Origin of the sequence: Desulfogranum mediterraneum DSM 13871, assembly GCF_000429965.1 — a bacterium.
Lineage (GTDB): Bacteria > Desulfobacterota > Desulfobulbia > Desulfobulbales > Desulfobulbaceae > Desulfogranum > Desulfogranum mediterraneum.
The window spans coordinates 65,834-91,191 of the sequence record NZ_AUCW01000003.1; the positions used below are offsets into that span (position 1 = coordinate 65,834).

Here is a 25,358-nt window from a genome sequence, read left to right on the forward strand (position 1 = left end):
AGGGTTCAGGGCAGGGGCTCAAGCCGGTACGAGGGGGGGATCTGCGGCGGCCTGGCCAAGGCGTCCCGGGGCTGCACCGAGAAGACCTGCACCAGCCGCAGCTCCACCGTCCCCCCGACCGCGCTGCCGCTGAGCCTTATCCGTCCAGGCCAGAGGCCCTGCCCTCCTCCTGCCGTGGCATAGTCGCTGTAGCTCAGCTCCACCGCAGCCTCCTGGTCATCCTGGTCCATATCCAGAAAGAGGCAACGCCGGATGGTCGCCTGGTCCGAATCGAGCTGAACCAGCAGGGTCTGATCCCGGTCAACACCACGCAGCCGATACCAGAACTCCCCCACCTCCCCATCTCCACCAACTCCGATCCGGCCGACCTCTGCCAAGGCATACCCATCTGGCGGCAGCTGGCCGGCCAGGAGATAGGAAAGCTCCGTTGCAGCAATCACCTCCGGAACATAACGCTGCCAGCTTTCGGAATCGACGCTCCCCAGATAGGCGATGCCGCTCCTGCTATCGATCACGGTCACCTCGCTCCCGTCGGTGGCCGCGACCAGGAGGGCACGACCCAGGGGATCGAGCACACTCAGACGCAACCTGGAGGGCTGCTGGAGTTGTAAGATCCCCTCCACCATTCCCCTGCCTGCAAAAAAATTCCAGTTCAGTTGCACATCGGCATCCAGGGCAACCACCTTGGGTCGCTCCTGGTAGGCCTGGAACAGGGCTGCTGCCCGGCTCTGCTCGGGCAGCGTAAGCGGCTCCAGGGGGCCGATCTTGGCGCCGCAGCCCCAGAGGAGCCAGCTGCAGAGCAGGAGCAGCGGCCAGTGGTAACACCGGCAACACCGGGAGCGCCAGGAGCGCCAAAAAGCAGGCCAGAGGTTCACTCGCCCTCCCTGCCCAGGGTCTTAAGCCTGTCCTGAAGCGCCCGGTACTGTGCGCTCTCTTCCGGATAAAGGGTGAGCGCCTTGCGCAAGGCTGCACGGGCCCGGAGCGGCTGACGGTTCTGGAGATAGACCTCGGCCAGATGTTGCTGGACGCTGGGATCTTTCGGCAGCAGCCGCGCCGCCTCCTCCAGCTCGATGAGGGCCTGGTCGAGTCGGCCCAGCCGGTAGTAGACCCAGCCCAGGCTGTCTCGGATATAACCGTTGTCCGGTTCCAGGGCCACTGCCCGGCTGATATAGTCCAAGGCCTGGTCCAGGCGGACATTGTCCTCGGCCCAGGTATAGCCGACAAAGTTGAGGGCAGCGGCATGATCCGGATTCAGACCAATAACCCGCTCCATGGTTGCCAGAGCCTGGGCCCGCTCTCCTCTGGCTTCAAGCACCAGGGCAAACTCATAGAGCAGTTCATCGTTATCAGGAAAGATCTGGGTGGCCCGCAGATAGGTCTGCCGCACCATCGCCTCTTCACCGCTCAGCTCATAGAGGGCGGCCAGGGCCGCATAGACCTCCACCGAGAGCCGATCGCCGCCACGCAGGGCCTGTTCCATCCGGATGACAGCCTGGTCGCTATGGCCCTGAAGTTGTAAGATTCGGGCCTGGAGGAGCAGGAACTCGCTGGCCAGGGGTTCCCCCGGACCAACCGCCTCGGCCTGCTCAAGTGCCTCGGGCAGCAGCCTGGCCCGGAGAAAGAGCTGGGCCAGCAGATATCTGGACTCTGCCAGGAAGGCGGGCCCCTGATGTGCCTGCAGATATCTCCTGGCCTGGTCGTACTTTTTCCACTTGATATAGAGTCGGGCTATGGCCAGATCGACATGCTCAGGATGACTGGAAAACGGTCGCAGCTCCAGGAGCTGGGCCACGGCAGCTTGGTACTCCCTGCGCTCTTCATAGAGCTCAAACAACCCCATTCTGGCCCTGGTATGATCGCTCTCCCGCTCCAGGATCTCCTGGTAGGCCACAATGGCCTGGTCATCATGGCTGCGCAGACGTTCCAACTCGGCAATCTCCAAGAGCAGCTCGGCAGACCAGCGGAGCCCATGGGCTTTCCTATAGTGGGAGAGGGCGGCAGCAGGTTCCTGCTGCTCTTTAAAGAGACGGGCCAGGAGCAGATGGGCAGGGTAGCTGTTACCTCGATCCTTGAGCAGTTGCTCAAGAACCCTCTGCGCCGGGGCATAGTCCTTGACCGAGAGATAGAGTTCGACCAGGAGAAAACCAAGAGAGGTATCCTGGGGATGAGCTTCCCGAAGGAGGAGGTAACGATCAATGCCCTGCTCCAGCTTGCCCTGACGGACCAGCACCCTGGCTGCAAGTTTCCCCAAAAGCAGGTCATCTGGACGGGCAGCCAACTCCTGGGCCAAGAGTGCAGCAGCCGCATCGAGCCGCTCCAGACGAAGCAGCATCAGCGGTATCTTGGCCCGGAGATAGCTCTCCCCGGGGTCACAGATCAGTGCCTTCTCATAGGCCTCAAGGGCCTCTTCAAACTGGAGGCCAAGTTCGGCATGGCGGCCCCAGAGAAAATAAAAATAACTGCAATGCAGATCGGCCTCTTCCGCGGACAGCCCATTATCACGGTCACCAGGCGTGAACGTCCGGGCAGTGAACCCGGTGCAACCAGCCAGGGGCAACAGCAATCCTGCCAGGAGCAGGGCACAGAGCAGAGAGAGACCAGGACCTTTCACCAAACCTCCCTATGGGGTCAACAGCCCATCGACCTGACGACGGATCAGCCCTTGGACCGTAGCCGCAGGACCGCAGGCATCAATCCGCACGATCCAGGGGTCAGCAAAGCTCTCAAACAGGGCAGCCACCAGCTCCAGTTGTTCGGCCTGCTCAAAATCATTACGCTGTTCCTTCCGTTGCTCCTCAATCCTGCGGATACTTTCGGCCACCGGCATGGTCAGGAGCAGCACCAGATCAGGGGTCGGTGCAAATCGATTTCTGGCCAGGATCGCCTCCGGATCTGCACCGGCTGCCCCCTGATAGGCAGCAGTGGAATAGTAGTAGCGATCAGTCAGCACCACGGCTCCCCTATCCAGGGCAGGTTGAATGCATTGAAGGACATGATCCCGGCGATCCCTGATAAAGAGTTCCAGCTCCTGTTCCGGGGTCACGGTATGGCGCCGGGTATAAAGGGCCCGGATCTGCCGGCCGTAGGGACCGTCAGAGGGTTCCCTGGTAGCGACCACCTCCTGCTTCTTGAGACGCAGATACTCGGCCAATGCCTGCAGTTGGGTGGTCTTGCCGGTACCGTCGATGCCCTCAAAGGCGATCAGGATACCTTTACTCATCTCTGCGCCCTCCTGAGCGATGGCAGACAATGGAGCCGGCCAGGCTGATCGCGGCCTCCAGGCTGGAGGCACTGGCCTGCCAGCTGCCGGCGATATCATAGGCCGTACCGTGATCCACCGAGGTGCGGACCAGGGGGAGCCCCAGGGTAACATTAACTCCGTCTGCAAAGTGGAGCAGCTTAAAGGGGATCAAACCCTGGTCATGGTACATGGCCACCACGGCATCAAAGTGGCCTGCGGCGGCCTGATAAAAAACCGTATCCGGGGGCCAGGGGCCGCTGACCTCTGCCAGGGAACGGCACTGCTCTACTGCCGGCTTGATGACCAGGGCCTCCTGATCACCAAACATCCCCTCTTCGCCGCCATGGGGATTAAGCGCGGCCACGGCGACCCTGGGCTGCCGGATGCCGAAATCCCTCTTCAGGGCGTCCACGGTCTGGGTAATGCATGCTGCAACCCCTTCGACCGTGAGCAGCGCAGGGACCCGTTCCAAGGCCTCGTGGATGGTAACCAGGACCACCCGCAAGCGGGTACCTGCCATCATCATCCGATAACGCTGGCTGCCGGTGAGGGCGGCAAGCATCTCGGTGTGGCCGGGATAGGGGTAGCCGGCCCGGTTGAGGCTGTATTTGCTGATGGGGCAGGTGACCAGGCCGCTGCCCTGTCCGCCTTGAATCAGGGCGACGGCCTCTTCGATGTAGCGGGCCATGGCCTGACCGGTACGGGCATCGGGCTTGCCCCAGGCCTGGGGGGCATAGCCCAGCCTGGAAACGGGGTAGACGGGAATGGACGCCTCGGGGAGCGCCCCGCCCGGGGACCACTCCACCACCTCCAGGGACAGCTGCCGCTCGGCCGCCACCCCTGCAAGGATCTCGGGATCACCAACCACCACTGCAGGCAGTCGGCCCTCCGAGGGGCTGGTGCTGAAGTAGCGGAGAACGATTTCAGGCCCGATCCCCACGGGACAGCCCATGGAAATCAAGAGCGGCGCCCCGACCAGGGAAGCGTGATGTGCAACTGCAGGGTTCATTATTCGATACATTCAAAGGCATGGGTAATATGTTCCAGGCGTGGTTCGCCCGGAGCCTGGAACCAGACCGCGACCACGTCGAAACGGGCCGGCTGCTCCTCCAGGCCGTTTCTGACCAGATAATCAAGAGCAATTTTAGAGAGTTGTCGCTGCTTTCCCAGATCTACCGCCTCAAAGGGACTACCGAAGAGAGCACCGCTGCGGCTCTTGACCTCGACAAAGACGATGGTCGCCCCATCCTGGGCAATGATATCGACTTCGCCAAAGCGTCTGCGATAGTTTCTCGCCAGCAGGGTATAGCCCAGGCTGAGAAGATGATCTGCTGCCAAGCGCTCACCGCGTCGACCGGTGGAGACGGCAGGTTTAAAGAGCTTAAATCCCATCTGGCTGCTCCTGGTCGAGCCGGCTCAACCCCTTGCCTGGCTGAGTTTCTTTTGATAGACCGTGAACAGGAGGAGCCACTCCAGCGGCTTGGCAAAGGAAATGGCAGCAGGATGGGTGGTGCGAACGATCTCACCTGCCAACTGATCAATCACCAGCCGACTGTGCTCCCCGCGAAAAACAATCTGCAGGAAACAGGGCTGACCAAGGAACTCTTTCGGCAGCCCGTTCACCATGGCCAGCCCGGAGACACTCACATCACTTGCAGTACTGACAAAGACCTCGGTCGCCCCTTTGGGCTGCACCTTGACCTGCGCCGGGGTCTGAATACGAACACCGGTTCGACGGTCATTGATATCCTGCTTAAACTGCATACGCGCTATCCTTACACGGGGCTGATTACTGACAAGGGTTCATATCTGAAGCCGAGACGGGCTGGGGACGGTGAGGTCGCAAATAAAACATACTGCAAAGCACAGATCCTGTCATCTCCAGATCTGGCCAGGCGGCCAAATCCGGCCTGGGGTGGCCTGGCTGAAACTCCCGCTAAGCCGAACGCTTACTGCCATAGACAGGACATGAGCCCCTCCAAACTCACCAGAGCGTCTGCTGATCTGGCTGTTGATCAAGGGCAGCGGGATCAACACAAAACTCACGAACCCCCTTATAGGTCTTGCGATGGATGGGACAGGGTCCGAACCGACGGAGGGCGTCTCGGTGTTCCCGGGTGGGGTAACCCTGATTTTTGATAAAGTTGTACTGGGGATACTGCTGGTGGTAGTCGCGCATCAGCCGATCTCGGCTGACCTTGGCAACAATGGAGGCCGCAGCAATGGAGGCGCTCTTGGACTCGCCCTTGATCAGGGCATGCTGGGCAAGGGGCATGGGAATGGTGAACTTGCCGTCCACCAGCAGGAAATCAATCCCTGCTGACTCCTGGTATCCGGCACAACCGGTGACGGCCCGTTTCATGGCTTCCAGGGAGGCACGATGGATGTTGAGCTGCTCTATCTCAAGAGCCTCTACCACACCGACACCGATGGAACTGGGGCTGTCGAGAAGCAGCCCGTAGAGCTTTTCACGCCTGGCTGGGGAGAGCACCTTGGAATCTTTGTACCAGTCCGTGGGTATATCCGGGGCCAGAACCACACAGGCGGCTACCACCGGACCGGCCAGGGGTCCTCGTCCAGCCTCGTCGACGCCTCCTACTCCGCTGGCACCGTGCTGGTAGAGCACCTTTTCATAACGACAGGAGTCTTGGCTGCTCTCCTCAAGCTCGGCAAAGAGAAGTTCGGCTGAAGGAAATTTCAACGATCTGCTCCACCCCCTCGACAGAGAACGCCTGGGGGGACAAAGATGACACAGGCAGCGTCTCAACTCCCCTTAGAGGTGACGGCCACGCTCTAAGGGGAGTTGGGTCCGGCATCCTAGATAATACCACGCTCCCGGATTCGGGCAGCCTTACCACGACGTTCCCGCAGGTAGTAGAGACGGGAGCGACGTACCCGCCCAAGGGTCATCACCTCTATCTTTTCAAGACGTGGTGAATGGAGGGCAAAGGTCTTTTCCACGCCAACACCGTGGGAGATCTTGCGTACGGTAAAGGTGGCGTTCATCTTGCCGCGCTTACGCTTGAGCACCACGCCCTGGAATACCTGAACCCGCTCCTTATTCCCCTCAACGATCCGGATGTGCACCTTGACGGTATCACCGGCTCGAAATTCAGGGATATCAAAACGCATCTGCTCGTAATCAATCTTATCTAAAATATTCATAGTCATTATCTCCTGGTTACGGGTAACTACAGCACCGAAGGCTCAAATATCACCCGAGGAATGCCTCCAAATCATCCGCTTTAAACACTCAAAAAAAATCCGTAACACCGCTCCAAAGCCGGGCAGACGGTGCGTTATTGCTCAACCTCCAGCGCCAGCAGCCGGTCGAGAATAATCGACACCGCAGAACGAACTGACAAATGGTTGAATTCACTATTTCCCTGGATTGGCGGCAGGCTCGCATCAGCCAACTCCAGGGCTTGGGGAGCAAGTCCCCAGGCCGTGCCAAACAGCAGCAGCAGCGGCTCACCTGCCCACAGCCGCTGCCTCACCTGCCGGTACTGCAGGGGATTGGCCCGTGGCGTCGCAGCCGTGGCGAGTACCAGGGGTCTGCGACCATACTGATGTTCGGCCTGCTCAATCACCTCTTCAAGATCGGCGCAGATCCGGACAATGGACAGGGCATGGGCCCGGTCTGAGGCCGCCTTGCTGCCATGGCCGTCGGTCCAGTGGCCGACGATCTGGCCAACCAGCTCCTGCTGCTCCTGATAGGGAGTGACCACCCAAAAGGTATCCACCCCGTAGGTCTTCCCTGCCCTGGCAATATCATGGAGGTCCAGGTTGGTCACCGCAGAACCGATGGTCTCTCCCCTGCGATTAATCACCGGGGCATGTACCAGGGCAAGCCCTAGGTTTAACGTAGCCGTCGCTGTCATCCCTCTTGAACCTCTTTAACCTTGACCCACAAGCCGCTCTTACGCAGCAGCGCCACCTCTTCAGGGCTGAAACGCACCCCAGCCAGAAGATCAGGACGCTTTTCCAGGGTCAGCTCCACCGATTCCAGGAAACGGTAGCCGCGGATGGCAGCATGATCGCCGCTCAACAGCGGTCCAGGCACGCCCATCCCCTGAAACTCTCTGGGCCGGGTATACTGGGAGTGTTTCAACAGCCCACGACTAAAGGTATCGTGGAGTGCGGAATCAGAGCAACCCAACACCTCGGGCAGTAATCTGGTAATGGCGTCCACCATGACCATGGCAGCCAGTTCTCCTCCGGAGAGAACGTAATCTCCGATGGAGATCTCCTGGTCAACATAGCGGTCTGTGAAGCGCTGATCCACCCCTTCGTAGCGACCGCAGACCAGCACCAACCGACTTTCAGCAGCCAGTTCCTCGGCCACCTTCTGGGAAAACTGCCGCCCCCTGGGGCTCAACAGTACCACCGGTCCCCCTTGCTCTCGCTGCTCAAGGTCATCGAGGCAGGCAAGCAGGGGTTCGGGTTTCATCACCATCCCCTCGCCGCCGCCAAAGGGTCGATCATCGGTCATCTTATGGCGATCGAGGGCATAGTCCCGAATATTATGGACCGCTACCCGGATCTGACCGGCAGCCTGGGCCCGTCGCAAGATCCCTTCCTGCATGGGTGAATCAAAAAAATCAGGAAAGATCGTGAGAATATCAAAACGCATGATCTGGAATCAGCTGTTAATCTCCAGCAGCCCTGGAGGGAGCCGAAGCACCACCCGAGTGGCATCATGACTGACCAGAAATGCGGCCACCAGGGGCACCAGGACCTCTTTGCCCTGATGATCGATGGCCAACAGGTCCTGGGTGTCGGAGGTCAGCACTCGACGCACCTGTCCCAGGTGCCGGCCATCTTCGCTCACAGCCTCTTTTCCCTCAAGCTCGTAGAGATAGAATTCCCCGGCCTCCAGGGGAGGCAGCTCCTCGTTGCCGACCCAGAGAGTCTGGCCGACAAGGGTCTCGGCAGTGTTACGGTCATCACAGCCTTTCAGCTTGAGGATCACCTGCCTGCCAAGAACCCGGGCACGCTCCACCTCGTAGGCGGTTTGATGTTCTCCCTGATCCGGCGAGAGCAACAGCCGGGCATACTCCTGAAAGCTTTCCGGACGCTCCGCATAGGAGTAGACCTTCAACTCTCCCCGGATGCCGTGGGGTTTGCTCAGCACCCCAACCACGACGAACTCTGGACGCGTCCCTGCAGTCTCCTTCATAATTATTCAATTATTTCGAGACGAGACCGCTTATTTTCTCCCGCAAGAGCTGCGGAAAGAACAGTACGCATGGCGCGGACGGTTCTTCCCTGCTTGCCAATGACCTTGCCCAAATCTTCCTGGGCGACCCGCAGTTCAACGGTGACGCTGTCGTCCTCCTCCTGCAGGGTCACATTGACCTCTTCGGGCTTATCCACGAGCCGTTGAGCGATAAACTCGATTAAGGCTTTCATTTAGGCAGCAACGGCTGCAGCAGCACTATGCTTTTTAATCAGGCTCTTGACAGTAACCGTGGGCTTGGCGCCCTTCTCCATCCAGGCGTCCAGCTTTTCCTGGTCAATGACGACCTCAGCCGGGTCCTGCATGGGATTGTAGGTACCGACCACATCGAGAAACTTTCCGTCTCTGGGAGCCTGGGAATCGGCTACGATAATTCGGTAAAATGGTCTTTTTTTACGGCCTTTTAAGGTCAATCGGATATGTACTGCCATCGTGATGTATCCTCCTATGGATAACTATAATGCCCAACCTGGCCTGGCATGCCCGGTTGAGTATCTACTGCTCTGGTGAATCGATTCTTGTAAATCGCTTTTTTATCGTCGTGCCAGCCCTTTGGGAAGCTTCCTCCGCTTCCCTCCGCGCATCACGGATTTACCCTTGAGTTTCTTCATCATCTTCAACATCATGGTATAACTCTTCAGCACCCGGTTGACCTCGGCAACCGAGGTCCCGGAGCCTTTGGCAATCCGCTGGCGCCTGCTGGCGTTGATGATCCGATGATTACGCCGCTCCTTGTTGGTCATGGAACGGATGATTGCCTCGGTCTTGCCCAACTCTTTTTCATCGGGCTTAGGGGCGTCTTGGAGCTGCTTGAGCTTGTTGACCCCGGGGATCATGCCCATGAGCTGTTCCAGGTTCCCCATCTTCTTGATCTGCTGGATCTGCTCCAGAAAATCTTCCAGGGTAAACTCATTCTTCTGGAGCTTCTGGGCCAGCTTCTTGGCCTTCTTTTCGTCGACGACCGCTTCCGCCTTTTCGATGAGCGAGAGCACATCACCCATGCCGAGAATTCTGGAGGCGGTACGATCGGGATGAAAGACCTCCAGGGCGTCAACACTCTCGCCCACACCGACAAACTTGATGGGCTTGCCGGTCACCTTCTTCACCGACAGGGCGGCACCTCCACGGGCGTCACCCTCCATCTTGGTAAGGATGACCCCGGAGATCTCCAGGTCGGCATTGAATTTTTCCGCCACATTGACCGCGTCCTGACCGGTCATGGCGTCGGCCACAAAGAGGACCTCACTGAGCTCGACCGCCCTGCTGATCTCCTGCAGTTCGGCCATCAGGGCCTCGTCCACATGGAGTCGACCGGCGGTATCGATGATCACCGTGTCGCAGTCACCGCCTCTGGCCTGGGCCAGGGCCTGGCGGGCAATCTCCACCGGCTGCTGATCGGCCGAGGAGTCAAAGACAGGGACCTCCACCTGGGCTCCCAGGACATGGAGCTGTTCTATGGCTGCCGGCCGATAGATATCCGCAGGCACCAGGATCGGCTTGCGCCCCTTGGCCTTCAGCTGTTTGGCCAGCTTGGCAGCAGTGGTGGTCTTTCCCGAGCCCTGCAGACCGGCCAGCATGATCACCACCGGCTGGCGGCCGTCCAGGCGAAGCGGCTCGGCCTGGGTTCCCAGGAGGGCGACCAGTTCGTCATGGACGACCTTGACCACCTGCTGACCGGGAGAAAGGCTGGTCAGGACCTCCTGGCCCACGGCCTTCTCGGTCACGGCAGCGACAAATTCCTTGACCACCTTGAAGTTAACATCAGCCTCGAGCAGCGCCTTGCGCACCTCGCCCATGGCCTCCTGAATGTTCTCTTCAGTCAGTTTCCCGTGGCCGCGTAACTTCTTAAAAACGCTGTCAAGTCGATCTGTTAAGTTCTCAAACATATCCTGTTCATCGCATAACGGCAGCCCTGGAATCACTCCCCAGGGGCCTCTTAATAGTTTGCAGACGGAAAATAGCCATTATTACTCCAGAGGAACCGTCTTGTCAAGCAGGAAGAAAATCATGCTGATCCGGGTGCTTATCAGCCGGTGATTGCAGCCGCAGCCTTATCCAGTCCCTCGGGGCTGTCTGCCTGGAGGCAGACGATCCCGCTGTTTCGCGGCAAAATCTTTTTCATCATGCCGGTGAGGACGTTTTTGGGACCCAGCTCGATGAAGAGCTCGACCCCATGGTCAACCATCTTTTCAATGATCTCTGCCCAGCGCACCGGCGAGGCGATCTGCCTGGCCATGACCTGGCGGATGGTGGCAGGATCATCGATGGCATCGGCGGTCACGTTGAAGAGCAGCGGTACGCTCGGAGAACTGAAGTCGACCGTCTCCAGGAAGGCGGAAAAGTCAGCAACCGCCCCGGCCACCAGGGGACTGTGATTGGCCACGCTCACCTTTAAGGGGATAACCTTTGCCCCCTGCTCCTGACAGAGCGCGCCCAGCTGGTCGAGGCCCTGGGCATCGCCGGAGATCACAATCTGGGCCGGGGTATTGTGGTTGGCGATCACCGCCACCCCAGGTCCCTGCATCCCGGCCTGGAGCTCTTCGACCTGGTCATGGGAGAGTCCGAGCACCGCCCGCATGCCGCCGGGATTGGCCGCACCCTCACGCTCCATCAGCTCGCCGCGGCGGGTGACCAGAGAGAGAGCCCCCTCAGCCGAGATCGCGCCGGCCGCATAGAGCGCCGAATACTCGCCCAGGCTGTGACCGGCCAGATAGGCCGGGGTAAAGTCGGGCAGCCGTTTTTTCAGCTGCTGCCAACAGATCAGGTTGATCACGGTCAGGGCCGGCTGGAGATGGAGCACCCGGGTCAGCTCTGCCATGGGCCCCTCCAGACAGAGTTGTTCCAGGGGAAAGCCGGAGATCCGGCTGGCCTGGGCAAAGAGCTCGGCGGCCTGGGGATCGGTTTCAAGGAATGGTTGGCCCATGCCCAGGTACTGTGATCCCTGACCGGGAAAGAGAATAGCTGTTTTTTTCATATCTATCATATGGGGGTAGAGTGTTGTTGTTTCTTTCTGCGCTCGACCAGAATGGAGGTGATCATGAAGATCACCACTCCTCCGCTGATCGCGGCATCGGCGATATTAAAGGCAGGCCAGTGATGCCCCTTGAGGTGGAGATCGAGAAAATCAACCACATAGGCAAAGCGAATGCGATCGATCAGGTTCCCGATGGCGCCGCCGGCTATCAGGCCCAGGCCGATACTGTACCAGCGGGAATCGCGGCTGTAGCTACGCTGGGCGATGCCGATGATCACCAGGGCCACCAGGGTTGCTGAGATAAAAAAGAGCTGTCGCCACAGTGCCGGTTGGCCGGCCAGGATACTGAAGGCCGCGCCGTTGTTGGTGAGAAAGGTGAGATTAAAGAGACCCGGGATAATCTCCCGGGTCTCATAGAGGCTAAAGCACTGCAGGATCCAGTATTTGCTTGCCTGGTCCAAGACCACGACCAGGAACAGAGGAAGGAAAAAGCACATGGGCTAGAGTGGACCTCAACTGTCCAGGGAGCGGACGACCTCGGCGCAGCGGGAGCAGAGCGCCGGGTGCTGTTCATCGGTGCCGAGGGTGGTGGCGAGCATCCAGCAGCGCTCGCACTTCTCCCCTGGTGCGGGCTGGACCGCAACCTCCAATCCTTCAACGCTTTCATCACTGGAGAAGACAAGCTCCTGGTCGCTACCCTCCGGGGCCACGACCAGGGAGGAGACGATACAGAGCTCCTGGAGCTGGTCCTGATGGGCCTCCACAAAGGAACGCAGTTCGCCGTCTGCCCTCAGCACCACCTGGGCGTCCAGGGAGAGACCGATGCTCTTCTCCCGCCGTGCCGACTCCAGCACCCGGGTGATGGCACTGCGAATCATGAGCAGTTTATCCCAGCGGGCCATGAAGGCCTCATCCCTGGGGATGTCGTCCACCGTGGGAAAGGAGGCAAAACTGATGGATTGCTCCACCGGTCCGTTCTGATCATGCCCCAGGAAGGAGGCCCAGGCCTCATCGGCGGTAAAACAGAGAATCGGGGCCATCAAACGGAGCAGGCCGTCGAGGATCCGGTGGATCACGGTCTGGGCTGCCCTTCGTTGGGGTGCATCCGGGGCCGAGCAGTAGAGCCGGTCCTTGAGGACATCCATATAGAGGCTGGAGACCACGGTTCCGCAGAAGTTAAAGAGGCGGTGATAGACCGCGTGGAACTCATAACGCTCATAGGCGTCAGTGACCTGATCGCAGAGGAGAGCATAGCGGGCCAGGGCCCAGCGGTCCAGTTCGGTAAAGGCCGCAGGCTCCACCTGGTGGAGCTGGGGATCGAAGTCGGCCAGGTTGCTGAGCAGAAAGCGCATGGTGTTGCGGATCTTACGGTAGGCATCTGAGACCTGCTTGAGGATCTCGGGCGAAACCTTGACATCATCCTGGTAGTTCTCACTGGCCACCCAGAGGCGCAGCACCTCGGCCCCATACTGGTCGATGACCTCCTGGGGCGCGACCACGTTGCCCACGGACTTGGACATCTTCTTGCCCTTACCGTCCACCACATAGCCATGGGTGAGCACCCCCCGGTAGGGGGCCTGCTTCCTGGTACCCACCGAGGTGAGCAGGGAGGACTGGAACCAGCCGCGATGCTGATCACTGCCCTCCAGGTAGAGGTCGGCCGGGGAGTGCAACTCCTCCCGGGGCTCCAGGACCGCGGCATGGCTGGTGCCGGAGTCAAACCAGACATCCAGGATATCGGTCTCCTTTGTAAAGTCATGACTGCCGCAGCTGCAAGCCACCCCCTCGGGGATGAAGGCCTCGGGCCCATGCTTGAACCAGGCATCGGCCCCCTCCTCCTGAAACAGGGCCGTGATCCGTTCACAGACCTCCTGGTTCTTGAGGACCTCTCCGCAGCTGGTGCAGGAGAACACGGTCAGCGGCACCCCCCAGGAGCGCTGCCTGGAGAGACACCAGTCCGGACGGGCCTCCACCATCCCGGAGATCCGCTGCTCGCCCCAACTCGGGGTCCAGCACACCCCCTTGATCGCCTCCAGGGCCTGTTGACGGAGGGCCTCCTTTTCCATGGAGATAAACCACTGGGCCGTGGCCCGATACATCACCGGCTTCTTGCAACGCCAGCAGTGGGGATAACTGTGGTTGATGACGGTCTGCTTGACCAGGCTGCCGTCGGCCTGCATATCGGCGATGATCCGCTGGTTGACCTCGGGCACCTGTTCTCCGGCATAGGGGCCGGCATCTGCTGTGAAGCAGCCCTGGTCATCCACCGGCGAGAAGACCTCAAGCCCGTAGCGCAGCCCGGTCTGATAATCATCGGCTCCGTGGCCCGGCGCGGTGTGGACACAGCCTGTTCCGGAATCGGTGGTCACGTAGTCGGCCAGGACCATCAGGGAGTCCCGCTCAAGAAAGGGGTGACGGCACGTCTTGCCCTCCAGCTTGGCTGCCGAGAAACTGGTCAGGAGCCGATAGTCCTGGCGCTCAAACAGGGCAAAGCAGGATTCCACCAGATCCTTGGCCAGGATCCAGACCTCATCCTCCACAGCCACGGCGGCATAGACCACCTCGGGATGGAAGGCCACCGCCAGGTTGGCGGGCAGGGTCCAGGGGGTGGTGGTCCAGATGACGACCTGCACCTTTTTGCCGGCCAGCTCCGGAGCCACCTCGCCCAGGTCAGAACGTACAGGGAACTTCACATAGACCGAGGGCGAGCTGTGGTCATCGTAATCCACCTCTGCCTCGGCCAGGGCCGTGGTACAGGTGGAGCACCAGTAGACCGGTTTCTTGGATCGAACCACGGTATCGGCCAGCAGGAACTTGTTAAACTCGGCGGCAATGGTCGCCTCGTAGCCATAGTTCATGGTCAGGTAGGGATTGTCCCAGTCACCCAGAACGCCTAAGCGCTTGAACTGGGCCTTCTGGGTCTTGATCCACTTGCCGGCATACTTGCGGCAGGCATTCCTCTTGCCCAGGATGGAGATCTCGCTCTTCTTGGCCCCCAGTTCCAGGTCCACATTGTGCTCAATGGGCAGGCCATGACAGTCCCAGCCCGGGATATAGGGGGCGTTGAAGCCGGCCATCCGCTTGGAGCGGAGGATAATGTCTTTGAGGACCTTGTTAAAGGCCGTGCCCAGATGGATATTACCGTTGGCATAGGGAGGACCGTCGTGGAGGATAAAATCCGGTTTACCGGCGGCGTGCTGCTGCAACTTGGCGTAGAGTTGCTCCTTGTCCCACCGCTTGAGCACCATCGGCTCTTTCTGGGTGAGATTTGCCTTCATCTTGAAGTTGGTTTTCGGCAGGTTCAGTGTATCCCGGTAGTCCATGGTTGCTCTCTATGGTCGAATATATAGACAAAAAAGGTCGAAAAGTCAGCGCAGACAGCTGCATGCCCGGCCAAGCCAGGTGTGGCAAGCACAGCTATCGCCTCAGAATATCAGCCAGATAACCGCAACTCAGGGCTTCGGGACTCTGGCAAACAGGGGAAATATATCCCCCTTCAAGACAGCCGAATGGTGTCAACAGTACATCGGCTGGGACAGTCAAAGGAGCGAATTCTACCAACTAAGGGTGAAGTTGCAAGGGAAAAGGTGGCCCGCAAGGCAACAGGAACCCATTCGACCACCAGCGGGCCGCGTCCGGATCCGGCGCTTAGCCCTGGTTGAGCAGCTGCTCTGCAAGCTGACCGGTTCTGGCCTGCTCCGCCCTGCCATGCTGGCGCACATACTCATACATGGCCAGCGAGGCGGCCACACTGACATTGAGGCTCTGCACCTTACCCCACTGGGGAATGGTCAGCCGCTGAAATGCCGGATAGTCGTCGACCTGAAAGCTCAGGCCAAACTCCTCGTGCCCGACCACAAAGGCGGTCTTCAGAGGAAGCTCCCCACTGCCCAGAAGCTGCTCCCCCCCCGGCTCCAGACAGAGGAAGGTGAAGCCCTGATCCTCCAGGGCCCGATAACAGCCGGCAAAATCCTGATGTTGCCGGACCACCACCCAGCGCATGGAGCCCTTGGCCGGTTCAGGATCAAAAAAATCAACCCCGGTGAGATGAACCTCCCGGATACCAAAGGCATCTGCGGAACGAATAATCTTGCCGATATTAAAATCAGGCTTGAGTCCGTCCAGAATGACCACACACTCATGGGGACCCGGCTGGGCATAGATCAGGTTTTTGCGCTTGGCCTTGGTAAACCTGGTGGCCATATCCTGTCGACGGTTAAATCGGCTTCTCATTTTCCTCATCCTTGACGCTATTTTTTTCTTTCCCGGGGTGGCCTGGCAGGGTATACAAGGTTGATCTTTTGGGCATCTGGACTGGCTTGAGCCCTTGCCTGCACCGGCATACCGGCCCTGTGCGTGCACGCTATCCTCACAGCAGCAAGGACAGCTCAGCCGGCTGAACCTGACCAGGAAATCCCACGGCTCCGCCTCTCCCTACAATTTTTTCCATGGAGTATACTTTGAAGGAAACCAGCCCCACTCTCCCCTGTATCCTCTGCGGACTGGACACCCCGGCTGCAGCGCCTCAAGAGCCGACCATCTGTCCCGGGTGCAGCCCGGTGGCCCGGGCGGTCCGCAATAATCCAGAGGCCATCAAGGCGCTCTGGCGACACTACCAGGACGAGCCGATCCTGCCCAGGCCGCAGAGCAGCATGATCGATGCCGAGGGCGAGCTGCCGGAGGTCCTTGACGGTAAACGCTACCGGGCAATGGACCGTGAATTCAACAAGTGGTACCTCTCGGTCAGCGAGATCGAAGGCAAACCGGTGGAAATCTTTGCCTCCACCGCCTTTGACCGGGACCATCAACTCCAGTCCAGAATCTCCAACCTGACCACCATCACCCGGCTGATCTCGATGATCCTCCGCCATGTGGTTCTGGGGGAACGGTTGACCCTGAACAAGTGCCTCACCCAGATCCAGCGCAGCTCACGCCAACAGGATGATCTGCCCGACCTGCTCTACCGGGTGCTGAGCAAATACAACCTCCCCTCCTGATATCCGAGGGCGCCCCCTGTCAGCTGCTGCCGGAGTCAGGGAGCCCCCTTGAAGCGAGCACCGGACAGCGACCTTTCTGACGGCAACAGCCGGGCACCACGGACTCCAGGCCGACGCTCCGCCCCCTGGTCTTGGGCCGGAATCAGCGGGATTCAGTCCAGCTTGGCCATGAACTTCGCGGTATCGATGATAAAGCGCTCATGACGCCCCCTGCCGATCTCGCCGTTCTGATCCCGGGCCACCAGCTCAAAGACCAGCCTGCGCTTATCCTGCTCCACCAGGGTTGACTCACAGACCACCTCCTGCCCCACAGGGGTAGCCCTGGTATGACTGATATCGACCTTGATCCCCACGGTGCCGGAGCCGCTTGGTAAAAACGGCAGCACCGAGCCCAGACAGGTCTTCTCCATCAGGGCCACCATGGCCGGGGTGGCAAAGACCTCCACCAGGCCGCTGCCGTACTGGGCGGCGGTATCCTTATGCCCCACCACCATCTTCTCCTGACCTTTCAGGCCGATTTCCAATTGAACATCCATCTCCTCTTCCCCCGCTTGATGGGTTGAACACTCCCCGCCTGCCGCCGACAACCACCCTCTGGGCCTGCCGCAGCTGTGCGGGCTCAACAAAAAAAAACGCGGACATGCCTGGGGCATATCCGCGTTTGACGACTACGCTTGGAACGAACGACTCGTCCCTCCTGCGGCTGTTACTGCTCTGCCGGGATGTGGGAATCGTCCGGCCGCTTCAGCATCAGGGCGATGACCACGGAGAGGACCAGCAGGGCCGCCGACAGGTAGAAGGCGGTGTCCAGGCTACCGGTCTTATCTTTGATGGTACCGGCCAGGCGAGGCATGAAGGCACCCAGGCCCCAACCGAAGAAGACCACACCAAAGTTCATGCCCAGGTTCTTGGCGCCAAAGAAGTCGGCGATAAAGGAAGGCATCAGGGACAGGAGTCCACCGTACTGCCAGTAACCGACACCTACGGCCAGGAAGAGCAGGAACAGGTTCTGAGAGGCCATGATCATCGGCATACAGGCCAGGGCAATGGCGGCAACACCGTTGTTCAGGGCATAGGCCTTCATCCGGCTCCAGCCATCGGAGTAGATACCGGTACAGGGCCGACCGGCAGCATTCATGATACCACCGTACGAGGCGAGGATCCAGGCGTTGGCCGCCAGGAAGGGAATAGCCTTGGCGCTCTTGGCGAGCATGCCTGCGGCATTACCGATGATCAACAGACCGGACTGGGTGGCCAGGATGAACATCACCAAGAGCATCCAGTACTGGGGGGTCTTGATCATCTGCTGCCACTGCCAGTTCTTCTTGGTAGCCACAGCAACCTTGGGAGCAACGGCGCCCTCTTTGACCGGGGCAGCCGGCGGGGTGTAGCCTTCAGGCGTGGAGAGCAGCAGCTGACCGGCAACGATCACGACCAGGGCAAAGAAGATACCCAGGGCGATGAAACTTCCGGAGATACCGAACTTGTCGATCAGGTAACGGGCTAGGGGCGCGATATAGAGCGCGGCACCACCATACCCCATAACAACCAGACCGGCGATAACGCCACGACGGTGCGGACCGAACCAGGCCAAGGCAGCCGGCGTAGGTGAGGCATAACCGATACCCATGGCAGAACCACCCAGGATACCGAAACCGATGATCAGACCGGTGTAACTCTTCATCATACCAGCGAGGATACAGCCTGCTGCAAGCAACAGACCACCAAGGGTGGCACCGAATTTAGGACCAAAGGCGTCCCGAATCTTGCCACCAGGAATCATGGTTAAGGCAAAGAATATGACGCAGATGGAGAAAGGTGTAGCTGCCTGGGCATTGGACAGGTACGTCCAGCCGGCATTGACCCCGTCCATTGCCTGCCCAGCCAACTCTGTATTGACCAGAGACTTTTTCCACACACTCCAGGCATAGAGAATACCCAGACATGCGTTGATCGCCGTACCCGCGAACGTCGTAATCCAAGCTTGTACAGGCACTTTGTCTTGACTCATAAAACTTACCTCCCCCTTGTATGATTTACTATTGTTTAGCCCAGGGATTGACTTCCCAGGGCTATTGGTGGACAACGCAATCAATACAACTACTTCAACACGAAAGTGTACCACTGAAGTTAAGCCCTTATAACAACCCGTAAACTGGGCGTCAAGTGATAAAAGGGGAGGGAAAAGACGAGAAAATAGCAGGAAGGGCTAAAATGGGAGAGAGCTTGAAACATCCCAGAAAAGCAAACAGATAGGACACAAAAAACTCGAACCATACCAGACATCCCCTCGGCTGGCAAGGATTGGCCGTCATTTTTCTGCGGGACCCCGCAGGGCTGGCAAAAATAATGAACCTCCATTCATCGATATTTCCCTTTAAAACACATATTATTCCAGACTCATTTCGCCTGGTATCCGCTTCCACCTTGGCCAGCCTCTTTTTCGGGCAAATCCAGACAACCTGATCCTGCTCAGTCCACATATTTCGGTTCCGGAAGCCGTTTTTTTTGAGCTCAAAAAAAAATGGTCTCCCCCTTTTTCCCCTCAAAAAATTCTGTAAAAAAAGCTCTACCCCAAGCCCTTGCCGGCTGTTCGCTGCCAGCCTCGCCTGCTGAATTACGCAGCTGAGTTACCCTGCTGAAGGTGACGCCAAGCCGGCCTCGCACAGCCCGGCTTTGCCGACTCCTGGAGTTGCTGCTCCCAGCGGCACCCTCCCGGCCGGGTCCCCTGCCCCCTCACCTTGCCCCTACAGGGCGCCACCCGTGCAGATAGGGCCCTGCCTGGCCTAGCCCAGCTGCGCTGAGAAAAGCTGAACAGGGGAAAGATACGGACCTTGTACTCACCGCTCTTTTGTGCTACGATGTGCCGATATTGACGTTCCCGTCCGACCCCGTCCTCACAGGTCTCTGCCCGCAGCCGGCAGGCCTGTAGAGCCTTCGACAGAGGTACACGCTGACTCGCAGGTATCATCCGGTGCACTATATAAGATATAGCATAGAGAGATCCCAGAAGAGATTCCCCAGAGACTTCGTCCCTTACAATCCTATCATGCAGTAGATGCCAAGACCATGACCAGCCCCCATCCCCTGCCCCCTGCAGAGCCTGCCGAGGAAGCCGTCCTCCTCAGCGATGTCTACTCCTTTCTGGCGCTGAGCATGCGCTACCCTGATGCGCACTTTCTTGACGATCAGTTTCTTGAGGCCTTTGCCGCCCTCCTGGAGTCCCTGGAGCTCAAGCCCCAACTCGAGGAGTTCCTGCTCTGGCGAGCCGATAGCGCGGATCCCCTGGAAGAACTCCAGCTTGAGTACACCCGGTTGTTCATCAACTCGGTCCCCTGCTCCACGGTTCCCCCCTATGCCTCGGTCTATCTGGATGGAGATCGTACCATCCAGGGGAAGACCACGGAAAAGACCAAGGACTTTTATCTCAGCTGTGGTTTTGATGTCATCGACTCCACGGAGCCGCCGGATCATCTCCAGCACGAGCTGGATTTCCTGGCAGCACTGACCCGTGAATCCAGATTCGAGGAGGAAGAACTCTTTCTTGCGACCCTCTTCCGCCCCTGGTTTGCACAGTTTTTCGAAAAATGTATGCATGAAGCTCGACACCCCTTCTACCGGGTGTCGATACAGTTAATCGATTTTTTCACCAAGGAGGAACAGTAAATGGCAATAAACCTGACCAGGCGGAGATTCCTGCAAACCGCCTCCATTGCCGCTGCGTCCGTGCCGCTCTCGAAGGTTGTGGCCAAGGCAGATTCTGAAGTCGTCAAAACCCCACTGATCCCGCCGGGAAGTTTCAAGGATACCGAGACGGTGGTCGGCGGCGTCTGCGAGATGTGCTTCTGGCGCTGTCAGCTGGTGGGTAAGGTGCGTGACGGCCGTTTGGTCAAGATCGAGGGTAACCCAAAATCCATTGACAACGGCGCCTCCATCTGTGCCCGTGGTAATGCCGGCATCAAGATGCTCTATGATCCCGATCGGTTGAAGTACCCCCTGAAAAACGTGGGCAAGCGCGGCGCTCCTCAATGGAAACGAATCAGCTGGGACGAAGCCCTGGACACCTGTGCCTCCAAACTCAAGGCCGTGGTCGATGAACACGGTCCCGAGTCCCTGGCCATCTTTCCCCACGGCGCCTCGGCAAGCTACCCCTTCCACTTCTTTGAGCACACCGTGGGCACCCCCAACGTCTCGGAGGCCTCCTTCTTCCAGTGCCGCGGCATCCGCGATATGGCCTATGTGGCCACCATTGACAAGCCGCCGGGGGAAAACGTGGACATGCCCAACTCCAAGGTGATCTTCCTTTTAGGCGGTCACTTCGGGGAAAACGTCCATGTCTCCCACCTGAAGCGCTACCTCAAGGGACTGGAGAACGGTGCCAAGCTGGTGGTGGTGGATCCCCGCTTCTCAGCCTCGGCCGCCAAGGCCGATGTCTGGGTACCCATCCGGCCCGGCACCGACACCGCCATGCTCTTGGCCATGATGAACTACCTGATCCAAAATGACAAGCACGCCGCCGACTTCATCGAAGAGTATGGCGAAGGCTTTGAAGAGTTCAGCGAGGGCATTAAGGAGTGGACCCTGGAGCGAGCGGCGGCCGAGTGCGACATCCCGGCGGCCCAGATCAAAGAGGTAGCCGACCTGCTGGCTGCCAACGCCCCCAACGTAGCCATCCATCCGGGCCGACACGTCTCCTGGTACGGCAACGACTTCCAGCGTCAGCGTGCCCTGGCCTGCCTCACCGGCGTCCTCGGCGCCTTCGGGGTCAAGGGTGCCTTTGTCCCGCCCAAGGGACCCAAAGGTTTGAAAAAGGTCAAGTGGCCCCATGGGGACCATGAGCCCGATCGCCTCACCGAGTACAGCGACAACCCCTACGAGTTCTCTCCTCCGGGTACCCCAACGGACCTGATCCGGGATGCGGCCATCAGCGGCAAGCCCTATCCCATCAAGGGTTGTGTGATCTGGGGTCAGAACCCCATCCAGACCATCCCCAACCAGGAGAAGACCATCCAGATGCTTGCGCAGATGGATTTCGTGATGTGTACCGATATCATGCCCACCGATATCACCATGTTTGCCGACATCCTCCTGCCCGAGGCCTCCTACCTGGAGCGCTACGACTATATCAAGACCGGTACCCAGTGGAACTTCAGCGACGAGCACCAGCAGTACATCGCCCCGCGGATGCCCCTGGTGGACCCGGCCTTTGAACGCAAGGACGGCATCTGGATCACCAACGAGATCGCCAGACGGATGGGCTATGGCGACCAGATCCCCACCAAGGACCAGGTGGAGATGGTCAACTACCGCCTCTCCGGAGTCGGCCTGTCCATCGACAAGATCCGGGCAGAGGGTGGCATCCACCTCCAGCCGGGTAAGGATCCCTACGGGATTCCTGAGGATATGAGCGTCTACTTTTACAACGAAGACCTGGCTGATGCCGATTATCCGGCCATCCCCACCTATATCCCGGTGGAGCAGCCCCCTGCAGGCTACCTGCGCCTGCTCTACGGTCGCTCACCGGTGCACACCTTTAACCGGACCCAGAATAATGCCTGGCTGATGGCAGCCATGGACTCCACCCCCATCTGGCTCAACGATAAGGTGGCTGCCAAACTCGGGCTCAAGGACGGCGACACCGTCAGCCTGGAAAACCAGGATGGGGTCAAGTCACGGACCACGGCCCCGATCAAGGTCACTCCGGGTATCCGTGAGGACGCGGTCTACATCTACCACGGTTTTGGCTCCATGAACCCGGAACTCACCGTTGGCTACAACAAGGGTATCGACGACCAGTCCATGATCACCAAACTGGCTGTTGACCCGGAGACCGGCTGCCATGGCATGCGCAACAACTTTGTCAAGCTTGTAAAAGTCAGCTGATGGCGAGCCTGCACATACCGGCACACATCGCTTTATATATTCTGGAGGAATTCTAATGCAATATGGCATGATTATCGATATTGACCGCTGTGTGGGCTGTCACGCCTGCACCATTGCCTGCAAGGCTGAGTGGGAAGTGCCTGCCCAGTACGGGCGCAACTGGGTCCATCGGCTTGGCCCTGCCATGACCACTGCCGGCATGGCCTATACCTACTACCCTGGGCTCTGCAACCACTGCGACCAGCCCTCCTGCGTGGACGTCTGTCCCGCAGACCCGGTGGCCATGACCATGAAGGACGCCAAGAGCGGCAAGACCGTCACCATGGAGGTGGCAGCCACCTGGAAGGACCCCTTTAACGGTACCGTCCAGATCGACAAGGAACGCTGCATCGGCTGTGGCGCCTGTGCCGACGCCTGCCCCTATGGAGCCCGTTACATCAACGAGGCCCTGGCCGATGATGAGAGTGACGGCAAGGCCGACAAGTGCACCTACTGTATGCCGAGGGTGGCAGAGGGACTGCAGCCCTCCTGTGTGCAGACCTGTCTGGCTGGGGCCCGAATCTTCGGCGACCTGGATGATCCGAAATCCGAGGTTGCCCGGTATGTGAAGAGGGGAGCCGTTGGCCTGAGCTCTGCCGCGGTCCAGATCGGCCCCAACAGCCGCTACTTCGGCTCCAAGAAGGCGGACATGGAACTGCTGATGCAGTCTGCCCCCCAGGAGATGCCCGAGGCCTCCCTGCGGCGGATCATGCTGGCCAAGATGACCCGACCGGCGCTCAAGCAGGTCAAGGAGCTGGGCCTGCTGGGCCTGGCCGGCGGCCTGCTGGTCAGCGGTCTCAACAACAAGGATCAGGAGTAGCCCCAGGCCTGCCCCTGTACATAGACAGCCCGCCACCCTTGAGGGTGGCGGGTTTTTTGCTGCCATGACTTCCCCCTCAAAAAAACCACCCTGCCTCGAGCGATTCCGCGCGATCACCGCCCACTGCTTCATCACCACCCCCTACCCACGCCTCCACGACGATCTTCACCGCCTGCTGCTTCCCCAGAGGCTGCAGCCAGAGATCGGCCTGGAGGGAAACGCCCTCTGGCATGAACCAGGGGCGCGGTTCGAGGAGGCGGCCCGGCTCCTCCATGGCTGCGGTCTGGCCGCCACCATCCATGCCCCGTTCCAGGACCTGACCCCGGGTGGTTTCGATGAACGGATCCTTGACCTAAGCCGGGAAAAGCTGCGCCGTGCCTTTGCCCTGCTGCCGCTCTTTCGCCCCAGGAGCATAGTCTGCCACCTGGGCTACAATCACCAGCGACACCGTCACAACCTGGAGCGCTGGCTCTCGGTCAGCACCGAGACCTGGAAAGGGCTGCTGCCCCTGGCTCAAGCGGCCGGGGTAAAGGTGATGTTTGAGAACACCTATGAGCGGGACCCCTCGATCCACCGGGCCCTCTTTGCCCGGCTGGAAGAGTTTTCTCCGGGATTCTGCCTGGATGTGGGCCATGTGCTGGCCTTCTCCTCCACCCCCTGGCAACAGTGGCTGGCAGAGCTGGGCCCCTGGCTCGGCCAGCTCCACCTCCATGACAACGACGGCTCGAGTGACGCCCATGGCCCCATAGGCAGCGGCTGCTTCGACTTTCAGGGCCTGCTCCAGCGGCTGGCTCAAGACGGCCGGCGGCTGCTCTCTACCCTGGAGCAGCGCTCTGTCCAGGATACCCTGAGCAGCCTGGCCGCCCTGGAACGGTTCGACACCGCCGCCCTGAGCGGCCAGCCCCTGGAGAGCTGAGGGGCCACGGTCCCAGGGTGTTCTGTGCCGGCTCCAGGATCACAGCCGGCTGACTTTGATTGAAAAAACTCCCTATTCAAGCTATCCTGGAGCATGGATACCAACAAGGCCGCATCAGGCGAGCGCCAGGCAGCACCAGGCCAAGAGGATCATGGTGACCCCAACGGGATCGCCCGCCCGCCTGCCGACTATCACCAGACCATCAGCCAGCCGCTCTTTGTGATCGAAGATTCCTTCTTTCGCTCCCGCACCCCTGCCGCCACCCACTGGTCCATAGCCTGGTCTGACCTGATGATGACCATGTTTATCCTCTTTTTGACCCTCTTTGTCTACCAGCTGGCCCATCGCCAGTTCCTTGACCAGGAAGAGATCGCAGTCATCGCCGGCACCACCATGCCCCTGCCCCCTGCAACCATCAGCGGGCGGCCCTTTCACCCCATCTCCCCCCAGATCAGCCAACGCCGCTCCACCCCGCTCAAGGCCGTGGAACAGATGAGTGCAGAGGAGCTCGCCGCTGACCCGGCCCTGGAGGGGAAGGATATCCCGATCCGGCTCAGCGACGAAGCCCCGCCGGCCGAACTGCCCCCGCCAACCGCCCCCCCGGCTGCTGAGACCGCTGCAGAGTCCGGGCACCAGCAAGCCGGCTCCAGGGTACAGTCAAGGGCCTTGGTCATTCGCCAATCCCGGGAAGAGATCCTGGAGCCGACACCCCTGGAGACAGGTGAGCCGGCAGCAGCTGCCCCGGCTGAAGGGGAGATCTTCACCGAGATCTATGACCTCTCCCGCACCACCCTGAGCCGGGAACACCTGGAGCGCTTTGCCTCGGTGGAGCTGATCCCGGACAAAACCGTCCGCCTGATCCTCACCGGTGACCTCCTCTTTGCCACGGCCGAGGCAGAGCTGACTCCCCAGGCACGCATCTCCCTGGCCAAGCTCAGCCCCATCATTGCCCAGACGCCCTACATGATCAACGTGGTCGGCCATACCGACTCCATGCCCATGCACTCGGCCCGCTATCCCACCAACTGGGAGCTCTCCGTGGCCCGCGCCAGCCGGGTGGCCCGCTTTCTGGTGGAGGAGATCGGGGTGCCCGGCCAACAGATCGTGGTCTCAGGATTCAGTTATTTCCGGCCGCGCCGTCCCAACAGCACCGAACAGGAACGGCGGGCCAATCGACGGGTGGAGATCATCCTCTCCAAAGATCCGGCTCCGGCTGCAGCCTCGGCCCCCATTGACCTCAAGGAGTAGA

The 25,358-nt window shown here is 59.7% G+C and carries 26 protein-coding genes; 6 read left to right on the plus strand and 20 right to left on the minus strand.

The features are described from left to right. Positions 1 to 5: 5 nt before the first annotated feature. The 18 genes from G494_RS0100250 to G494_RS21235 all read right to left on the minus strand — a co-directional run bounded on the left by G494_RS0100250 (position 6) and on the right by G494_RS21235 (position 15,687). Positions 6 to 875, minus strand: a complete 870-nt coding sequence (locus G494_RS0100250; RefSeq protein ID WP_028582892.1) for a hypothetical protein — start codon at positions 873 to 875, stop codon at positions 6 to 8. Beyond that, positions 872 to 2,611: a tetratricopeptide repeat protein gene (locus G494_RS0100255; RefSeq protein ID WP_028582893.1), complete on the minus strand. Its 1,740-nt coding sequence runs from the start codon at positions 2,609 to 2,611 to the stop codon at positions 872 to 874. Before G494_RS0100255 ends, G494_RS0100250 begins: the two co-directional genes overlap by 4 nt. Before the next feature lie 9 nt (positions 2,612 to 2,620). Then, the gene (tmk, locus tag G494_RS0100260; RefSeq protein ID WP_028582894.1) at positions 2,621 to 3,220 is read right to left on the minus strand and encodes a dTMP kinase; all 600 of its coding nucleotides are present in this window, start codon (positions 3,218 to 3,220) and stop codon (positions 2,621 to 2,623) included. Beyond that, on the minus strand, positions 3,213 to 4,250 hold the full coding sequence (gene pdxA / locus G494_RS0100265; protein ID WP_035245004.1) for a 4-hydroxythreonine-4-phosphate dehydrogenase PdxA: 1,038 nt from the start codon (positions 4,248 to 4,250) through the stop codon (positions 3,213 to 3,215). Before pdxA ends, tmk begins: the two co-directional genes overlap by 8 nt. Next, positions 4,250 to 4,633, minus strand: a complete 384-nt coding sequence (locus G494_RS0100270; protein ID WP_028582896.1) for a YraN family protein — start codon at positions 4,631 to 4,633, stop codon at positions 4,250 to 4,252. The genes pdxA and G494_RS0100270 overlap by 1 nt, the downstream gene beginning before the upstream one ends. A 24-nt stretch (positions 4,634 to 4,657) precedes the next feature. Further along, the gene (locus G494_RS0100275; protein ID WP_028582897.1) at positions 4,658 to 5,005 is read right to left on the minus strand and encodes a PilZ domain-containing protein; all 348 of its coding nucleotides are present in this window, start codon (positions 5,003 to 5,005) and stop codon (positions 4,658 to 4,660) included. 220 nt (positions 5,006 to 5,225) lie between these two features. After that, positions 5,226 to 5,942 (minus strand): ribonuclease HII, encoded by a 717-nt coding sequence (locus tag G494_RS21230; RefSeq protein WP_084456222.1) that lies wholly within the window; start codon positions 5,940 to 5,942, stop codon positions 5,226 to 5,228. A gap of 116 nt (positions 5,943 to 6,058) precedes the next feature. Beyond that, positions 6,059 to 6,406, minus strand: a complete 348-nt coding sequence (gene rplS, locus G494_RS0100285) for a 50S ribosomal protein L19 (RefSeq protein ID WP_028582898.1) — start codon at positions 6,404 to 6,406, stop codon at positions 6,059 to 6,061. Positions 6,407 to 6,540: 134 nt separating this feature from the next. After that, positions 6,541 to 7,122, minus strand: a complete 582-nt coding sequence (locus G494_RS0100290) for an RNA methyltransferase (RefSeq protein ID WP_028582899.1) — start codon at positions 7,120 to 7,122, stop codon at positions 6,541 to 6,543. After that, entirely contained in the window at positions 7,119 to 7,874 is a 756-nt protein-coding gene (gene trmD / locus G494_RS0100295) for a tRNA (guanosine(37)-N1)-methyltransferase TrmD (RefSeq protein WP_028582900.1), read from the minus strand. Before trmD ends, G494_RS0100290 begins: the two co-directional genes overlap by 4 nt. 9 nt (positions 7,875 to 7,883) lie before the next feature. Continuing rightward, positions 7,884 to 8,420: a ribosome maturation factor RimM gene (rimM, locus tag G494_RS0100300; protein WP_028582901.1), complete on the minus strand. Its 537-nt coding sequence runs from the start codon at positions 8,418 to 8,420 to the stop codon at positions 7,884 to 7,886. A gap of 2 nt (positions 8,421 to 8,422) precedes the next feature. Then, complete coding sequence (locus G494_RS0100305) at positions 8,423 to 8,653, minus strand: KH domain-containing protein (RefSeq protein WP_028582902.1); 231 nt, start codon at positions 8,651 to 8,653, stop codon at positions 8,423 to 8,425. After that, the gene (gene rpsP, locus G494_RS0100310) at positions 8,654 to 8,911 is read right to left on the minus strand and encodes a 30S ribosomal protein S16 (RefSeq protein ID WP_028582903.1); all 258 of its coding nucleotides are present in this window, start codon (positions 8,909 to 8,911) and stop codon (positions 8,654 to 8,656) included. 102 nt (positions 8,912 to 9,013) lie between these two features. Further along, positions 9,014 to 10,366 carry a signal recognition particle protein gene (ffh, locus tag G494_RS0100315; RefSeq protein WP_028582904.1) on the minus strand — a complete coding sequence of 451 codons (1,353 nt, stop codon included), beginning with the start codon at positions 10,364 to 10,366 and terminating at the stop codon, positions 9,014 to 9,016. Between the two features lie 140 nt (positions 10,367 to 10,506). After that, positions 10,507 to 11,454 (minus strand): ACP S-malonyltransferase, encoded by a 948-nt coding sequence (gene fabD / locus G494_RS0100320; protein WP_028582905.1) that lies wholly within the window; start codon positions 11,452 to 11,454, stop codon positions 10,507 to 10,509. A 5-nt stretch (positions 11,455 to 11,459) separates the two neighbouring features. Beyond that, positions 11,460 to 11,951 (minus strand): signal peptidase II, encoded by a 492-nt coding sequence (gene lspA / locus G494_RS0100325; protein ID WP_028582906.1) that lies wholly within the window; start codon positions 11,949 to 11,951, stop codon positions 11,460 to 11,462. A gap of 15 nt (positions 11,952 to 11,966) precedes the next feature. Further along, positions 11,967 to 14,777 (minus strand): isoleucine--tRNA ligase, encoded by a 2,811-nt coding sequence (gene ileS / locus G494_RS0100330; protein ID WP_028582907.1) that lies wholly within the window; start codon positions 14,775 to 14,777, stop codon positions 11,967 to 11,969. Positions 14,778 to 15,102: 325 nt separating this feature from the next. Beyond that, positions 15,103 to 15,687: a TrmH family RNA methyltransferase gene (locus G494_RS21235; protein WP_232362451.1), complete on the minus strand. Its 585-nt coding sequence runs from the start codon at positions 15,685 to 15,687 to the stop codon at positions 15,103 to 15,105. Positions 15,688 to 15,914: 227 nt separating this feature from the next. Here G494_RS21235 and G494_RS27305 point away from each other — a divergent pair, with 227 nt between their 5' ends. After that, complete coding sequence (locus G494_RS27305) at positions 15,915 to 16,451, plus strand: TSCPD domain-containing protein (RefSeq protein WP_208597618.1); 537 nt, start codon at positions 15,915 to 15,917, stop codon at positions 16,449 to 16,451. A gap of 152 nt (positions 16,452 to 16,603) precedes the next feature. On the opposite strand, the gene G494_RS0100345 is transcribed toward G494_RS27305, so the two are convergent. Next, positions 16,604 to 16,987, minus strand: coding sequence for a thioesterase family protein (locus G494_RS0100345; protein WP_028582908.1), 384 nt, complete (start codon positions 16,985 to 16,987; stop codon positions 16,604 to 16,606). Positions 16,988 to 17,157: 170 nt separating this feature from the next. After that, the gene (locus G494_RS0100350; protein WP_028582909.1) at positions 17,158 to 18,462 is read right to left on the minus strand and encodes an L-lactate MFS transporter; all 1,305 of its coding nucleotides are present in this window, start codon (positions 18,460 to 18,462) and stop codon (positions 17,158 to 17,160) included. Between the two features lie 1,058 nt (positions 18,463 to 19,520). On the opposite strand from G494_RS0100350, the gene G494_RS24920 reads away from it, so the two are divergent. From G494_RS24920 to G494_RS24925, 5 genes are all read left to right on the plus strand, one after another. After that, complete coding sequence (locus G494_RS24920; protein ID WP_028582911.1) at positions 19,521 to 20,117, plus strand: TorD/DmsD family molecular chaperone; 597 nt, start codon at positions 19,521 to 19,523, stop codon at positions 20,115 to 20,117. Next, positions 20,118 to 22,334 (plus strand): molybdopterin-containing oxidoreductase family protein, encoded by a 2,217-nt coding sequence (locus G494_RS0100365; protein WP_028582912.1) that lies wholly within the window; start codon positions 20,118 to 20,120, stop codon positions 22,332 to 22,334. A 55-nt stretch (positions 22,335 to 22,389) separates the two neighbouring features. Further along, positions 22,390 to 23,193 carry a 4Fe-4S dicluster domain-containing protein gene (locus tag G494_RS0100370; protein ID WP_028582913.1) on the plus strand — a complete coding sequence of 268 codons (804 nt, stop codon included), beginning with the start codon at positions 22,390 to 22,392 and terminating at the stop codon, positions 23,191 to 23,193. A 64-nt stretch (positions 23,194 to 23,257) separates the two neighbouring features. Next, a complete protein-coding gene (locus G494_RS0100375; protein WP_028582914.1) occupies positions 23,258 to 24,109 on the plus strand; it encodes a sugar phosphate isomerase/epimerase family protein in 852 nt (283 codons plus the stop codon). Between the two features lie 93 nt (positions 24,110 to 24,202). Beyond that, positions 24,203 to 25,357, plus strand: coding sequence for an OmpA/MotB family protein (locus G494_RS24925; RefSeq protein ID WP_051305172.1), 1,155 nt, complete (start codon positions 24,203 to 24,205; stop codon positions 25,355 to 25,357). Position 25,358: the final 1 nt, after the last annotated feature.

Coding starts and splice junctions, on each gene's coding strand:
- G494_RS0100370 (WP_028582913.1), top strand. CDS start 22,390: ATGCAATATGGCATGATTATCGATATTGACCGCTGTGTGGGCTGTCAC.
- rimM (WP_028582901.1), bottom strand. CDS start 8,420: ATGAAGGAGACTGCAGGGACGCGTCCAGAGTTCGTCGTGGTTGGGGTG.
- fabD (WP_028582905.1), bottom strand. CDS start 11,454: ATGAAAAAAACAGCTATTCTCTTTCCCGGTCAGGGATCACAGTACCTG.
- G494_RS0100305 (WP_028582902.1), bottom strand. CDS start 8,653: ATGAAAGCCTTAATCGAGTTTATCGCTCAACGGCTCGTGGATAAGCCC.
- G494_RS0100290 (WP_028582899.1), bottom strand. CDS start 7,122: ATGACAGCGACGGCTACGTTAAACCTAGGGCTTGCCCTGGTACATGCC.
- G494_RS0100275 (WP_028582897.1), bottom strand. CDS start 5,005: ATGCAGTTTAAGCAGGATATCAATGACCGTCGAACCGGTGTTCGTATT.
- G494_RS0100270 (WP_028582896.1), bottom strand. CDS start 4,633: ATGGGATTTAAGCTCTTTAAACCTGCCGTCTCCACCGGTCGACGCGGT.
- G494_RS0100350 (WP_028582909.1), bottom strand. CDS start 18,462: ATGAGTCAAGACAAAGTGCCTGTACAAGCTTGGATTACGACGTTCGCG.
- G494_RS0100365 (WP_028582912.1), top strand. CDS start 20,118: ATGGCAATAAACCTGACCAGGCGGAGATTCCTGCAAACCGCCTCCATT.
- G494_RS0100375 (WP_028582914.1), top strand. CDS start 23,258: ATGACTTCCCCCTCAAAAAAACCACCCTGCCTCGAGCGATTCCGCGCG.
- rpsP (WP_028582903.1), bottom strand. CDS start 8,911: ATGGCAGTACATATCCGATTGACCTTAAAAGGCCGTAAAAAAAGACCA.
- ffh (WP_028582904.1), bottom strand. CDS start 10,366: ATGTTTGAGAACTTAACAGATCGACTTGACAGCGTTTTTAAGAAGTTA.
- trmD (WP_028582900.1), bottom strand. CDS start 7,874: ATGCGTTTTGATATTCTCACGATCTTTCCTGATTTTTTTGATTCACCC.
- pdxA (WP_035245004.1), bottom strand. CDS start 4,250: ATGAACCCTGCAGTTGCACATCACGCTTCCCTGGTCGGGGCGCCGCTC.
- G494_RS24920 (WP_028582911.1), top strand. CDS start 19,521: ATGACCAGCCCCCATCCCCTGCCCCCTGCAGAGCCTGCCGAGGAAGCC.
- ileS (WP_028582907.1), bottom strand. CDS start 14,777: ATGGACTACCGGGATACACTGAACCTGCCGAAAACCAACTTCAAGATG.
- G494_RS0100345 (WP_028582908.1), bottom strand. CDS start 16,987: ATGGATGTTCAATTGGAAATCGGCCTGAAAGGTCAGGAGAAGATGGTG.
- tmk (WP_028582894.1), bottom strand. CDS start 3,220: ATGAGTAAAGGTATCCTGATCGCCTTTGAGGGCATCGACGGTACCGGC.
- rplS (WP_028582898.1), bottom strand. CDS start 6,406: ATGAATATTTTAGATAAGATTGATTACGAGCAGATGCGTTTTGATATC.
- lspA (WP_028582906.1), bottom strand. CDS start 11,951: ATGTGCTTTTTCCTTCCTCTGTTCCTGGTCGTGGTCTTGGACCAGGCA.
- G494_RS21235 (WP_232362451.1), bottom strand. CDS start 15,687: ATGAGAAGCCGATTTAACCGTCGACAGGATATGGCCACCAGGTTTACC.
- G494_RS24925 (WP_051305172.1), top strand. CDS start 24,203: ATGGATACCAACAAGGCCGCATCAGGCGAGCGCCAGGCAGCACCAGGC.